This is a genomic window from Streptomyces corallincola, from assembly GCF_019104725.1.
GTDB lineage: Bacteria > Actinomycetota > Actinomycetes > Streptomycetales > Streptomycetaceae > Streptomyces > Streptomyces corallincola.
Map to the genome: position 1 here is coordinate 1 of NZ_JAHRXF010000005.1, position 13,395 is coordinate 13,395.

Annotated in this window: 13 protein-coding genes and 1 pseudogene; 7 read left to right on the plus strand and 7 right to left on the minus strand. The window is 72.2% G+C overall.

Annotated features, from left to right (window positions below; genetic code table 11):
* A partial coding sequence (locus KUM39_RS05495) for a helix-turn-helix domain-containing protein (protein WP_246619658.1) occupies positions 1 to 710 on the minus strand: 710 nt, incomplete at its 3' end.
* Positions 707 to 1,345: a hypothetical protein gene (locus KUM39_RS05500; RefSeq protein ID WP_217784247.1), complete on the minus strand. Its 639-nt coding sequence runs from the start codon at positions 1,343 to 1,345 to the stop codon at positions 707 to 709. The genes KUM39_RS05500 and KUM39_RS05495, both read right to left, overlap by 4 nt.
* A 397-nt stretch (positions 1,346 to 1,742) precedes the next feature.
* Between KUM39_RS05500 and KUM39_RS05505 the strand changes: the two genes are divergently transcribed.
* From KUM39_RS05505 to KUM39_RS05525, 5 genes and pseudogenes are all read left to right on the plus strand, one after another.
* The gene (locus tag KUM39_RS05505) at positions 1,743 to 3,149 is read left to right on the plus strand and encodes an MFS transporter (RefSeq protein WP_372455716.1); all 1,407 of its coding nucleotides are present in this window, start codon (positions 1,743 to 1,745) and stop codon (positions 3,147 to 3,149) included.
* A 134-nt stretch (positions 3,150 to 3,283) separates the two neighbouring features.
* Positions 3,284 to 3,502 carry a hypothetical protein gene (locus KUM39_RS05510; RefSeq protein ID WP_217784446.1) on the plus strand — a complete coding sequence of 73 codons (219 nt, stop codon included), beginning with the start codon at positions 3,284 to 3,286 and terminating at the stop codon, positions 3,500 to 3,502.
* Positions 3,503 to 3,651: 149 nt separating this feature from the next.
* Positions 3,652 to 3,918 carry a transposase family protein gene (locus tag KUM39_RS05515; protein WP_308288043.1) on the plus strand — a complete coding sequence of 89 codons (267 nt, stop codon included), beginning with the start codon at positions 3,652 to 3,654 and terminating at the stop codon, positions 3,916 to 3,918.
* A gap of 193 nt (positions 3,919 to 4,111) precedes the next feature.
* Positions 4,112 to 4,492: a hypothetical protein gene (locus KUM39_RS05520; RefSeq protein WP_217784249.1), complete on the plus strand. Its 381-nt coding sequence runs from the start codon at positions 4,112 to 4,114 to the stop codon at positions 4,490 to 4,492.
* Between the two features lie 550 nt (positions 4,493 to 5,042).
* A pseudogene (locus KUM39_RS05525) lies at positions 5,043 to 5,273 on the plus strand (transposase); the annotation flags it as partial.
* Between the two features lie 53 nt (positions 5,274 to 5,326).
* Here the strand turns inward: KUM39_RS05525 and KUM39_RS05530 are convergent.
* From KUM39_RS05530 to KUM39_RS05540, 3 genes are all read right to left on the minus strand, one after another.
* Positions 5,327 to 8,653, minus strand: a complete 3,327-nt coding sequence (locus KUM39_RS05530) for a TIM-barrel domain-containing protein (RefSeq protein ID WP_504740061.1) — start codon at positions 8,651 to 8,653, stop codon at positions 5,327 to 5,329.
* Positions 8,654 to 8,983: 330 nt separating this feature from the next.
* Entirely contained in the window at positions 8,984 to 9,742 is a 759-nt protein-coding gene (locus KUM39_RS05535; RefSeq protein ID WP_246619659.1) for a response regulator, read from the minus strand.
* On the minus strand, positions 9,739 to 10,761 hold the full coding sequence (locus KUM39_RS05540; protein ID WP_217784250.1) for a HAMP domain-containing sensor histidine kinase: 1,023 nt from the start codon (positions 10,759 to 10,761) through the stop codon (positions 9,739 to 9,741). Before KUM39_RS05540 ends, KUM39_RS05535 begins: the two co-directional genes overlap by 4 nt.
* 243 nt (positions 10,762 to 11,004) lie before the next feature.
* On the opposite strand from KUM39_RS05540, the gene KUM39_RS05545 reads away from it, so the two are divergent.
* Positions 11,005 to 11,289 carry a DUF3040 domain-containing protein gene (locus KUM39_RS05545; protein ID WP_217784251.1) on the plus strand — a complete coding sequence of 95 codons (285 nt, stop codon included), beginning with the start codon at positions 11,005 to 11,007 and terminating at the stop codon, positions 11,287 to 11,289.
* 190 nt (positions 11,290 to 11,479) lie between these two features.
* Complete coding sequence (locus KUM39_RS05550; RefSeq protein ID WP_217784252.1) at positions 11,480 to 12,742, plus strand: cation:proton antiporter; 1,263 nt, start codon at positions 11,480 to 11,482, stop codon at positions 12,740 to 12,742.
* Between the two features lie 14 nt (positions 12,743 to 12,756).
* Here KUM39_RS05550 and KUM39_RS05555 read toward each other — a convergent pair whose 3' ends face one another.
* Together KUM39_RS05555 and KUM39_RS05560 are read right to left on the minus strand one after the other, a co-directional pair.
* Complete coding sequence (locus KUM39_RS05555; RefSeq protein ID WP_217784253.1) at positions 12,757 to 13,134, minus strand: fic family toxin-antitoxin system, toxin component; 378 nt, start codon at positions 13,132 to 13,134, stop codon at positions 12,757 to 12,759.
* Entirely contained in the window at positions 13,134 to 13,373 is a 240-nt protein-coding gene (locus KUM39_RS05560; protein WP_217784254.1) for a hypothetical protein, read from the minus strand. The genes KUM39_RS05555 and KUM39_RS05560 overlap by 1 nt, the downstream gene beginning before the upstream one ends.
* Between the last annotated feature and the right edge of the window lie 22 nt (positions 13,374 to 13,395).

Sequence of the window (13,395 nt, forward strand, 5' to 3'; positions counted from 1 at the left end):
GGGGGCGGGGGGGGGGGGGCGGTGGTTTCCGGGCGGGCGGTGGTCTTCGGGCGGGCGGGCCTGCGGTCCGGGGCGGGGGCTTCCCTTACGGGCTGCTCCCGTACGGGTGCCTCCCTTACGGGCTTCTCCCCTACGGGTGCTTCCCCCAGGGGCGCTTCCCCTACGGGTGTCTCCGGGGTCACCGCACCGCACTCCGCCGGGTCGAGGTGCTGGGCGAAACCGGCGACCTGATGGTGGGCGGGGCGACCGCAGAGGACGCAGGGCTGGGGGGTGGTGAGGGCGGCCACGTCCTCGTCGTAGAGGTCGGCGGCGGGTACGGCGGTGTCGGCGGGCGGCGCGGCGGTGTCGGCGGGCGGTGCGGGGGGCTCGGTTTCGGCCAGCGTCCCCGGCCCCGCTTCTGTCCCCGGCTCCGGCTCTGTCTCCGTCTCCGGCTGCTGCTCCGGCTCCGGCTGCCGCTCCTCTGGTGGGGTCAGTCTCGTGCGGGCGCCGTCGAGGAAGTAGGCGTACTTCTGGCGGAGTTCGCCGCTGGGGTCGCGGCCGGTCTCCCAGCCCTTGAGGGTGGACGGGCTGACGCCGAGGGCGCGGGCGACCTCGGCGCGGGAGAGGTTCAACTCCTCGCGCAGGGTGCGCCGTTCCTCGGCGGGAGGCAGGGGGACCTCCTGCCGGGCGCCGTCCAGGAGGGCGTCGATGGCGTCGAAGCCGCCGTTCATGCGTGCTCCCGGTGGCCGGTGCGGGGTTTGAGGTAGGCGATGGGGCCGCCGGACACGGCCGACTGGACGCGGGCGCCGAGCAGTTGGCCGGTCAGGTCGGCCAGGTGCGGATCGGTGGTGAGGACACGGGCGGTGGCCGGGTCGTCGAGGGTGCCGACGCGGCCCGCGACGGTGGCGGCGAAGGAGTGCCGTACCTCTTGGGGGCCGAGGCGCCGGGTGTCGTCCACGCCGTGCACGGCGAGTACGCCGGTCACCCACCCGGCGACGGCGACGGGCAGCACTCCGGCGGCGACGATGGTCTCGGGTTCGCAGCGCCACCAGCGGCGGGACGCCTGGAGGAACTCGTCGTCGGAGAGGTGGGCGGAGTCGCCGATGTAGGCGCGGTCGTCGTCCGCGTCGGCGGGCGGTCCGGCGGCGGCGGTGCGCAGCACGGGCAGGACACCGTGGGTGACGCCGACGTGCGGGGCGCGGGCGAGGACACCGACCCGGTCGGCCTCAAGGCCGGTGAGGAAGCGGCTGGCCAGCAGTTTGGTGACCGTGTTGGGCGACAGGCCGAGAGCGGTGGCCGCCTGGCTCCGGGTGAGGATCTGCGCGGTCGGGGCCTGCGGTTCCGCCAGGATGATGGACGGGAGCAAGGATCGACCTCTTCGGGCTGTGTCTCTCGGGGCGCTGCGTGGGATGGGTGATCATCCCTGGGGGATCGCCGGGGCTGGCTGAACCCTCACCGGGACCCGTAGGGGTTCACCCTGCTTCACCGGGAGAAGTGAATCACTCGACATTGCCTTGCGTCAACGCACTCCGGCCGCGCGCGCAAATGTCGTGAATCAGTACGTTCCGGTTGCGCGGACCGGCGTGTGCCAGTGGGGTGGTGGGGAATACGGATGAGCCTGGACCCCGGTGAGAGGAGGGCGTGTGGCAACGTCGGAGTCGGGGGCGAGAGCGGGAGAACCTCCGCTGGGGGGACAGGACGACACCTACGTACCGGACCCACGGCGCTGGCAGGCGCTCTCCGTCGCGTTGATCGCGGCGTTCATGACCCTGCTGGACGTCACCATCGTCGCGGTCGCCCTGCCGACGATCCAGCGCGATCTGAACGCCTCGGCCGCGCAGGTGCAGTGGGTGGTCTCCGGGTACGCGCTCACCTACGCGCTGGCCCTCATCACCGCCGGGCGGCTCGGGGACGCCTTCGACCGCCGGAAGATCTTCCTGGTGGCGCTGGCCGGTTTCGTCGTCTTCAGCGCGTGCAGCGGGGCGGCGCCGAACATCACCGTACTGGTCGTCGCGCGGCTCGCGCAGGGGCTGGCCGCCGGGTTCATGGCGCCGCAGAACTCGGCGCTCATCCAGCAGTTGTTCCGGGGCGCCGAACGCGGTCGGGCCTTCGGTGTCTACGGCGCCACCGTCGGCATCTCCTCGGCGGCCGGGCCCATCACCGGTGGGATCATCCTGGCGCTGGCCTCCGGTGAGCACGGCTGGCGGTGGATCTTCTTCGTCAACGTGCCCATCGGTGTCGCCGGTCTCCTGGTCGGCCGCCGGGTGCTGCCGCACTTCCCCAGTTCCCAGCGGCCCCACCTCGATCTGCCAGGCATCCTCATCCTGGGCTGCGGTGTACTCGCGCTGATGTTCCCGCTGGTGGAGGCGGATGCCGGGGGTCTGAGCCGGTTGTGGTGGCTGTTCCCCGTCGCCGCCGTCCTGCTCACCGCGTTCATGATGCGGCAGCGGAGGCTGGTGCGGCAGGGCCGGGAACCGCTGCTGGACCCGCGCCTGTTCACGACGGTGCGCGGCTATGCCAGCGGTTCCGGGCTGGCCACCCTGTACTTCATCGGGTTCAGCGGGGTCTGGCTGGTGTTCGCGCTGTTCTTCCAGCACGGACTGGGTTTCTCCCCGCTGATGTCGGGGCTCGCGGTCACACCGTTCGCCATCGGGTCGGCGTGCGCCGCCGTCATCGCCGGACGGCTCGTGGAGCGGTTCGGGCGGCTGCTGACGGTGTGCGGGCTGGCGGCCGTCATCCTCGGGCTCGGCGGGACCGCGCTGCTGCTGTGGTTCGCGCCGCTGCACATCGCGCCCTGGGTGGCCGCGCCGACGCTGTTCCTCGGCGGGGTCGGCAGCGGGTTCGTGGTGTCCCCGAACATCACCATGACTCTGCGGGACGTGCCGGTGCACATGGCCGGTGCGGCGGGCGGCGCGCTCCAGACCGGACAGCGGCTCGGTGCCGCGGTGGGTACGGCCGCGCTGCCCGGCCTCTTCTACGTCACGCTCGGCCACCAGAACCCCGACTACCGCATGGCGGTGGTGGTGGCGCTGGCCGCCGGGCTCGTCGGCATGGCCGCGGCCTTCGTGCTCGCGGCCTTCGACTGGCAGCGCGACCGGGGCGCCCGCTCCCCGCACAAGCCGTGCCCGGACGAGGTGGCAAACAGCCCGGTGCACTCCCGGCAGAGCTGAACCCCCCGCATCTCGTCCGTCCGTGAGGGTCGGCGGTGGTGGGCTATGACCGTGGCTTACGTCTCCGCCGAAGGCGACCCCGTCAACCGCATCGACCCCAACGGGCTCCTCGACTGGGGCAAGTACGCGACCGAGTGCGTCAAGGGCGGTGCTCAATCGGCGTCATCGGCCTGGCCATCGGTGCGACGGAGACGGGTGTGGGCGCGGTGGCCGCGTTCGGCAAGCACGGCCGCTGGGGGCGGATCTGCGTACTGCCCGACGTTCACAAGACCTCGTTGGAGGAACCGCACTGGGGCCGCAACAGCGAGGGCCGGCCCATCGCGTGGGTGGGCAGCGCACCCGACGACTGGTGAGCGGCGGCGGTGAGACCGGCGACAGGACCCCGGGCGCAGGGCGGCCCGGGGTCCTTCGCTGTCCGGGGCCAGCGGCACCGCACCCAGGCCCTACACGCGCTGAGGTGCGATGCCCGGGGGGGGCTGACCTGCGGTTCTTCCTGGAGGCAGTGCCCGATCCTCGCTCCCGGTGGGGCCGCTGGTACTCGTTGACCTCGATCCTGCTGGTCTGCGCGGCCGCCGCGGTCTCGGGAGCCCGGACCATCGACGAACTCGCCGAGTGGGGCGCCCGCGCCGACGCAGGGCTGCTCGCCGCGCTCGGCGTGCGCCGTCACCTGCTGCGCTGGCGGCATGCGCCGTCCAGGTCGGCGATCGGGAGGGTCCTCGAGCGTCTCGACACCGACCCACACGACGATCCGTCACGGAAAACACCCTGACCGTGAACTTTCACCGTGGTCATCTACGTCTTCCAGTTGCGGCACCCTGCCGCTGAAGCGTGAGCAGCGATGGGCGAACGCGGGGAACGTCCGCCGTCCATGACGGTCGTCCCCGCTCTCCCGCCGCTCGTCCACTCCCCGCCGAACAAATCCGGCGGATACCAACAATCCAATACACAGTAAGGGAAAATAAGTGCGTTTCATCAAGAACACCAAGCGGGTTGCCGCTGCCGTAGTTGCCGCAGGCGCCATGACCGCCGGTCTGCTCGCCGGCACGGCCGGAACGGCTTCCGCCTCCACGATCCAGAACCAGTGGGTCCAGCTGTGCGCCCAGGGCAACTACCCCGCCGTGGTCCAGTTCCCCCAGCGAGGGAATTTTGAGAGCGTCATCGTCTCCCCCGGACAGTGCCAGTGGTGGAACTTCGGTTCCATCCACGCCTGGGAGCCCATCAACGTCATAGACGTCTGGTCGAACAGGACCGTGGGCACCACCTGGTACAACGGCGATGTCTCCGGAGTGGGAATCGGCGCTCAGGGCCAGGAAGGCGGAAGCCAGTGGATCCAGACCTGGTAAGTGCCTGTTTCTGAACCCTTGGACGCGTGCCCTCGGTACCCTGAAATCCGGCAGGGCCCTGGGCCAAGTTGACCGCGGTGAACTTGAGAACGATCAAGGTTCCGAGCGTCCTCAGTAGGCTCCAGGTGGCGACGCTGATCAGCGTGGCGGGTCCTTCCCCTCCCGTCACACCAGCCTCGGAGCTTCGGTTCGGGGAACGGTCACGGTGACCGTTCCCCGAACGCCTGCGCAAAGCTCTCATTCCGGACCGGTGGCCCCTGATCTGTCCCCTCTCATTCGATCTTGTCTCTGTCTCGCCGTCGTCGTCGCGGCCGGGTGCGGCGCAGCATGTGCACGGCCGGGGTGCGACGACGACGGCCAGGAGCGCGAGCAGTTGCCCGGCGCGGCCCGGCGAAGTTCACTGCCTCACACGCGCACGACACACGCGCGCCGTGGAGCCCGCCGGTGGAGCTCCCGGCCCCTGGCGGTGACGAAGAACCTCCAGGGCGGCAAGAACCGGGCGATGACCGACCACCGCCCGCCGGGCACCGGACCCGCCGCCGAACGCATCCCCACCGCCGCCCACCTGGCCTCATACGCCGGCCTCGCCCCGACGACCAAGTCGTCGGGAACCTCGATCCACGGCGAACACGCACCCAGAGGCGGCAACCGGCAGCTCAAACGCGCGATGTTCCTGTCCGCGTTCGTCGCCCTGCACGATGCCACCTCCCGCACCTGCTACGACCGCTGCCGAGCCCGCGGGAAGACCCACACCCAGGCACTCCTCCGCCTGGCCCGACAACCAACCCAGAACCCCACGCCTCGCTCGACGAAAGACATAGAGGCACTCCCCTCTCAGCCCAGACGCACCGTCACCGGCGTTCGGACGTTCTGCGCGGGCAGGGTGACCCGCACGCTGTGCTGCTCGGGGTTCCAGGTCCAGGCCGATGTGTGCAGCCGGGTGCCGTCGGCCGTGACGCTCGCGGGGGCGTGGTCGGCGCCGAGGAACGTCACCGTCCAGGAGCGGGTGCGCGGCTGGCCGCGATATGTGCCCTTGGCCGGGCCGATGCGCAGGGTGCCGTCGCCGTAGGTCAGCGGGGTGACCGCCTTGCGGGACGCGTGGACCGTTCCGGTGCCGTCGTCCTCGTAGAGCGGGAAGCTGCCCCGGCCCCCGGTGGCGACGGTGACCGCGACCCGGTCGGGTGTGCTGCCCGCGTCGTGGGCGACGGGGGTCGCGCGGGTGGTGACGATGCCTCCGGCGCGGACGAAGACGGGCATGGTGTCGAGGGTCGTCGTCACGTCCCGGGTGCTGCCGCCGGGTCCCGCGGTGTACGTGGCGCCGGTGAAGTAGTCCGTCCAGCGGCCCGGCGGGAACCACACGTGGGTGGTGGCCGTGCCGCCGGGCTCGGTGACCGGGGCGACGAGCAGGTCGGGGCCGTACAGGTACTCGCTGCCCGCCCGCGTGTAGGCGGCCTCCTCCTCCGGATACTGGAGGTACAGCGGGCGGACGACGGGCACGCCGGTGGCGGTGGCGCGCTCGGCCAGGGTGTACGTGTACGGCACGAGGTCCTCGCGGAGCCTCAGGAACTTCGTGGCCGAACGGTTCGCGTCCGGGCCGTACTGCCAGGGCAGCCGGTCGCTGTGGTTGCTGTGCAGCCGGTCGATGGGCTGGAAGGTGCCGAACTGCACCCAGCGGGCGTACAGGTCGTCGGGGAGTTTGGTGGTGCGGTGGGTCGTGCCGCCGTCGGTCCAGGTGTCGGAGCCGGGGATGCCGAAGCCGTCGTTGTGGCCGCCGATGTCGTGGCTGACGGCGGACAGGCCGGTGGCCGCCGACTCCCCCGGTGTGTAACCGACCTCGGCGCGCAGGGTGCCCCAGGTGGAGGCGGTGTCACCGGAGAAGTGCACGGTGGTCCGCTTGTCCGCCCACGGCCCGGTGCTCAGGCCGACCCCGCCGCTGTAGCCGCCCGCCTGGAGCGAGCCGTAGGCGCGGGAGAGGACGAAGGGGCGTTCGGAGGTCTCGCCGGTCAGCTCGGTGTACTTCTGGTTGATCCACGCGTCCGGGGTGACGCCCGGTTGCGAGGAGCGCGAGGCGTCGCAGCACCAGTCGAGCCACCAGAAGTCGTTACCGGCGCGTTCCATCGGCCGGTGCAGGTCGAGGTAGGCGCGGAGCTGGTCGGGGTCGCCGAAGTCGAAGACGTAGCAGTCGGCGCCGCCCGCCGAGGCGCAGCCGCCCTTGCGCAGCTTGCCGTTGGCGGTGGCCTGCGCGGCGGGGAAGCGGGGGTCGTCGGCGAGGATGCTGGGGTGGATGTTCAGGGTGTTGTGCAGGCCCTGGGCGGTGGACCAGTCGAAGAAGCCCTTGGGGTCGGGAAACTTGGCCGGGTCGAAGTTCCAGCCGCTCCAGGTGTTGGGCGCCTTGAAGTCGGTGTCGGTGACCAGCACGTCCAGCGGGACGCCCGCCTCGCGGAACGCGGGCAGCACGGTGTTCTGATAGTCGGCGGCCGTGCGGTCCAGATACTCCGAGTACCAGACGCCGTACGCCCAGCGGGGCAGCAGCGGGGACGGGCCGGTGAGCGCGGCCAGGTCGGTGAGCGCCCGCTGGTAGTCGTGGCCGTAGCCGAAGAGGTAGCCGTCCTGGTACGGGCGGCCCGCGTGTCCGGGGCGCGGGGTGGCTCGGTGGGTGCGGGTGTCGTAGACGGCTGAGGGGGTGTCGTCGAGGAGGTACCAGCCGTCGCGGTGCAGCAGGCCGGGGGTGGTCCAGGGGTGCGGGTCGCGGTCGCCGTCCAGGCCGTCGAGGCTGCGCCGGTAGCCGCCGAGGGCGAGGTGCGGCGGGGGTGCGGCGGCACCGGTGCGGGTGACGGCGAGGGTGTCGAGGTTGACGTGGCAGTCGGCGGCCTGCGGGCAGTCGAGGGTGATCTCGTCGGTGCCCGCCCGGAGTTGGACGGGGACGGACGCGGAGGTCCAGGTGTCCCAGTCGTCGGTGACCGGCAGGGCGAGGGTGCGGGTTCCGGCGGCCGTGCCGACCCTGATGTTCCGCGTCTCGTGGCGGCCGTCACCGCCGGTGCCGTTGGCGTAGCGCAGGTGCAGCAGGTAGGTGCCGTCGGCGGGTATGCCGGTGATCCGGTCCGACACCTTTGTGTCCTGGCCGAGTTCGGCGGCGAACGCGTCCCCGGAGTGGTCCCGGTGGTCGGTGGCGATCATGGCCGGGCCGGTCAGCAGGGCGTCCTCCGCCTCGCAGTTGGTGCCGTAGCGGCAGCCGGGCACCACGGTGTCCGCCCGGCCGGGGTAGGCGGCGCCGGGCTGGAGCAGGGCGACGCTGTCCACGTTGACGTTGCCGGAGTCGCCGGGGGCCCGGCGCAGGGTCACGCTGTGCTGCCCGGCGCCGAGGGACAGGCGCAGCCGGGCCACGCCCCAGGTGTCCCAGTCGGCGGTCGCGGGCAGGGTGAGCTTCTGCTCGGCGCCGCCGTCCACCCGGGCGCTCAGGGTGCGGGCCTCGTGCCTGCCGTCTCCGCCCGCCCCGTTGGCGTACCGCACGGCGAACTCGTACGTCCCGTTCGCGGCCGTACGTACGTCGCTGGTCAGGGAGTTGGTGTCCACCTCGAAGCCCGCGAGGAAACCCCGGCCGGTGTAGCCCTTGTGGTCGGCGGCGAGTCCGGTGCCGTCGTGCGGCTGGCCCTCCGCCTCGCACAGCGCGCCCACCGCGCACTCCGGGTGCTGCCAGGGGGCGGTCTCCACGGGGGTGGTGCCCGCCTTGTACACGATGCTCAGGTTGCCCGCGCCGAACGGGCCCGAGCCGAGCCGGTAGCGCAGGGTCAGGGCGCTCGTGGTGATCGTCAGGGTGCCGTTCCGGACGGTGGAGGTGTAGGGGGCGGGGGTGAAGGTGTCCCTGCCGACGGCGTTGAAGGTGGGGCGGTCCTCGAAGCGGCCGTCCGCCGCGTACTCGGTGCGGATGAGGGTCGGGGAGAGGATCTGGAAGCGGGCGTCGGGGAGTTGGACGGTGGGGGTGGTGCGGTGCGGGGCGGCGGCCGTGGTCGCCGCGGGCATCGCAGGTGTCGCGGTCGCACCGGTGGCGGTCAGGGCCAGGGGCAGGGCGGCGCAGGACAGGACGATGCCGAGGGCCCGGGCGCGGCGGGTTCCGGGACGGGTTCCCGGGCGGGGGCGGGGCCTGGTACGGGGTGGTCGCACGGCGCGGCTCCATCCGGAGGTCGGCGCTCGGGGAGCGCGGACGGGCAGGGGGGTGCGGACGGGCAAGGGGGGGTGCCGGGTCGCTCTGCTACAACGTTGTAAAGGGACGCGTCAGGCATGAGAACACGGGCGCCGGACGGCTGTCCATGCCTGTAACAGACATTGCTGGACGAGGTGTTGGGATTTCGGCTGGCGCGTTTTACAGCGCGGGAAATGGCCGGGGCTCTGTGGCACGACCGGTCACGGGAGCGGGAGCGGGAGCGGCACCGGCACCGGCACCGGCAGCGACCTCGCACCGGCAGAGGGTCACGGCCCGGGCAGCGGCACCGGTCACGGCTCCACGAGCCCCGCTCGGATGGCGTACCGGGTGAGTTCGAGGCGGTCGCGGAGGCCGAGTTTCTGGAGCAGGTTGGCGCGGTGGCGTTCGACGGTCTTCACGCTGATGACGAGCAGGTCGGCGATCTGCTGCGAGGTGTGGCCCTCGGCGACCAGCTTGAGGATCTCCTCCTCGCGGTCGGTGATCGCCCGCTCGGGCACCTGGCCGCCGCTCTGCCGGGTGCGGTCCAGGTAGGTGCGGATCAGGGCGTTGACGGCGCCGGGGTAGAGGAATGGCTCGCCGCGCATGGTGGCCCGGCATGCCTCGATCAGATCGCGGTCGGCCACGGACTTCAGGACGTACCCGGAGGCACCGGCCGCCAAGGCCTCGAAGAAGAACTGTTCGTTGTCGTACATCGTCAGCATGAGCAGGCGGATCCCGGGGTGGCTGCGGGAGAGTTCGCGGGCTGCCTGGAGGCCGGTCATGCGGGGCATGGCGATGTCGAGGATGGCGAGATCCGGCCGGTGGGCGCGGGCCGCGTCGATCGCCTCGGCGCCGTTGCCCGCTTCGGCCACGACGGTGAGGTCGGGTTCGGCGTCGAGGATGAGACGGACTCCCCGGCGGACGAGGTGGTGGTCGTCGGCGAGGAGGATGCGGGTGGGGCGCTCGGCGGGGGCGGGGGTGCCGGGGTTCTCCCGGGGCGGCGGCTCGGGGTTCTCCCGGTGCGCGCTCCCGGGGTGCTGGGCCTCGGCGGGCTGGGGTGGGCCGGTCATCTCGGGTGCTCCGTGGGGGTGTTGCCGTACGGGGGCTGTGCTTCCGGGGTCGGCTTCGCCGTCGTCGCCGTACGGGGTCCGCGCGCGCCGTTCGGTACCGCGAGGCGTACCTCCGTACCGCTGCCGGAACCCGGAGTGAGGGTGAGGGTGGCGCCGACTAGGAGGGCGCGTTCGCGCATGCCGCTGATTCCGGCGCCCTCGAGGGCGTCCCCGATGCCGTGGCCGTCGTCGCGGACGCTCAGTTCGATGCCGTGGGCGACGCGGCGGAGGGTGAGGTCCACGCGGTGGGCGCCGGAGTGGCGGGCCGCGTTGGTGAGGGATTCCTGCGCGACCCGGTAGAGGACGAGTTCGGTGTCGTGGCCGAGCGGGGGCAGGTCGGAGTCGATGTGGTGCCGGGCGGTGAGGGCGGGTCCGGTGAACTCACCGGTGAGGGCCTTGAGGGCGCTGGGCAGGCCGAGTTCCTCCAGGACGCCGGGGCGCAGGCGGCGGGCGATGCGGCGGATCTCGTCCAGGCCCGCTCTGGTGGCCTCCTGCACCTGGTGGAGTTCGGTGGCGACGTCGGGCGGGGCGTGGCCGGAGACGCGTTTGAGTTCGAGCAGGACGGCGGTGAGGGTCTGGCCGACCTCGTCGTGCAGTTCGCGGGCGATGCGGTGCCGTTCGCTCTCCTGCGCGGACAGGGCGTGTGCCGCGCTGGCGGCGCGTTCGGCTTCGAGGCGGTCGAGCATCGCGTTGTACGCGGTGATCAGTTCGGCCACTTCGGCACGGCCGGTGACGGTGGGGCGTACGCCGGGGCGCAGCAGGTCGGTGGTGGTCATGGCGCGGGTGAGGCGTTGCAGCGGGGCGAGGCCGACGCGGAGCAGCATGCCGTTGGCGACCAGCATGGCGGCGAGGCCGCCGGTGAGGACGGCGGCCTCGGTGAGCAGTACGGGTGTGGAGACGGTCACCGGGCCGAGCAGGAGTGCCGTGGCGGCGATGAGGACGACGGCGTTGAGCAGGAAGATCCGCCAGAACAGGGACACGGGTGCCGCCTCCTGTCCGCGTCGTCGGGGTGTGAGCGTGTCATGGTCAGCCTGCGGGGGCGGGGCGGTGCTGTCCACACAGGGCCGGGTGTGGGTGTCGCACTCCGGCGGTTTTGGGTGTCGTACCCGATGGTGCGGGTGGGTGGGGGCGTGTGAGGGTGACAGTGATTCCCCGTTGTGGTTCGCGCCGGTACGCCGGTGTGGTTCCGCGTTGCCGTTGCCGTTCCTGCGGAGGGAGGAGTCATGACACAGCCCGGTACCGATCCCCTGCGGGATCTCGCGGAGCAGACGCGGCTCAGCGATTCGCCGTTCGCGCGCGGTATGGAGACGGGGCACCCCCGGCGTCCGCGCGAGTACCGGCGCGGGCGTGGTCCGGGGTGGGCACTGCTGGGGCTGGCGGCGCTGCTGCTGGTGTTCGGGGTGCTGCTGCCCCAGGGGCTGATGCTCGCGTCCGGCCTGGTCGTGGCCGGTATGGGGGCGTATCTGCTGGCGCCACCGGTCGGGCCGCATCATCTGGACCGGCCGTGAGGTCCAGACCGGCCGTGAGGTCCGGACCGGCCGTGAGGTGAGGCCGCCCCTGTCCGACCGAGCCCGCTCCGACCACCTCGCCTCCCCCCACGCCCCCTCCGACCGAGCCCCCTCCCCCCACGCCTCCTCCGACCACGCCTCCTCCGACCCAGCCCTCTGACCCGGACCTCTGAGTGGAAAGGGGTGGCCCGTGGGGCATGCAGACGTCCTCATAGCGATGGGCGGCGCCTTTCTGGCCGCCGCCGTACTCGCCCGGCTCGGCAGACGCATCGGGCTGCCGACCATCCCGTTGTTCATCCTGGCCGGGATTCTGCTGGGCCCGCACACACCGGGGCCGGTGCTGGTCGAGGACGCCGAGGACTTCGAGATGCTGTCCTCGCTGGGGCTGGTGCTGCTGCTGTTCTATCTGGGCCTGGAATTCCACCTGGACGATCTGCGGCGCGGCGGGCGGCGGCTGTTGGCGGCCGGGGGGACGTATCTGCTGCTGAACGTGGGCGCGGGGCTCGGTTTCGGGTTCGCGCTGGGGTGGGGGGCGCGGGAGGCACTGGTGCTGGCCGGGGTGCTGGGCATCTCGTCGTCGGCGATCGTCACGAAGATCCTGGTGGACCTGGGCCGGATCGGGCGCCCGGAGACGCGGCTGATCCTCGGGGTGACGGTGGTGGAGGACATTTTCCTCGCGCTGTACCTGGCCGCGCTCCAGCCAGTGATCAGCGGGGCGCAGGGGGTCGGGGAGACCGTGCTCCAGGCGTCGAAGGCGTTCGCGTTCCTGATGGTGCTGGCCATCGCCGCCCGCTACGGGACGCGGCTGATCGGGCGGCTGATCTCGGTGCGGGACAACGAGCTGCTGGTGCTGAGCTTCCTGGGCGCGGCGATCCTGGTGGCGGGGATCTCCGAGGTGCTGGGCGTGGTGGACGCGATCGGCGCGTTCATGGTCGGCCTGATCCTGGCGGGCACACCGTCCGGGCCGCGCATCCGCTCCCTGGTGCATCCGCTGCGGGACGCCTTCGCGGCCATCTTCTTCTTCGCGTTCGGCCTGGCCATCGATCCGGCCCTGCTCCCCGCCGTCGCCGTCCCGGTGGCCGCCGCCGCTGCCCTGACCATCGTCATGAACATCGTCGCCGGTCTCCTCGCCGCCCGCCTCTACGGCTTCGGCCCCACCCCGGCCGCCAACGTCGCCACCACCCTGCTCGGCCGGGGCGAGTTCGCCCTCATCCTCGCCGCGATGGCAGCGGGCACGGGGCTGGACAGCCGCCTCGCCCCCTTCATCGCCAGTTACGTCCTCGTCCTGGCCGTGCTGGCGCCGGTGATCGCGGGCCGCTCGCATCTGCTGGCACGGGCGTTGGCGGGGGTACGGCCACTGTTCCCGGACGCGGGCACAGCCCCGACGCGCGACGGTCCGCCCGGCGCTCCCCCAACCGCGCCCACGGAGGTGCCGGTCAAGGCGGAGCGGTGAACAGGGGCAGGCCCTCAGCCCTCCGTCGGCCACCCTCGCAGCAGTGCGGTGATCCGGGCCGTCGTGCACGTCGGGTCGCGCAGGAGGTCGCGCAGGGACAGGGCGTGGTCTCGGGTCGGGTGGACCGGGTGGCCGGAGGCTTCGAGGTACATGACGCCGGTCGCGGCGGCGACGGCGAGGTTGGAGCGTTCGAGCCAGCGGCAGCGGCCGAGGACATGGACGAGGGCGGCGGCGCGGGCGTAGGGGCCGTCGTAGACCGGGGTGTCCAGGAGTTCGGCGCGGTGGCAGGCGACGGCGGCGACCGGGACTCCGTAGTCGTCGGGGGCGGGGTCGGCGGCGCCCGCGAGTTCGGCGACCTGGAGAATCCAGGGGACGTCGATGTGGAGTTCCATCAGGCGGCGCGGGGGCCGGTCTCCGCGCCCTCGGTCTCCTCGATCTCGTCGAAGAGGGCCTGGTGCTGGTCCAGGAAGCGGCGGGCGGCTTCGAGACCGCGTCGGCGCATGCCGTCCACGTCCTCGCGGACCAGCGCCGCGATGTAGTCGCCGACGCTCATGCCCCGGTCCTTGGCGCGCGCGGTGGCCAGCTCGGCGATCTCGTCATCGACGCGCCAGCCCTTCTGTGTCTTCGCCATACTGGGATGGTAACAGCCGGTA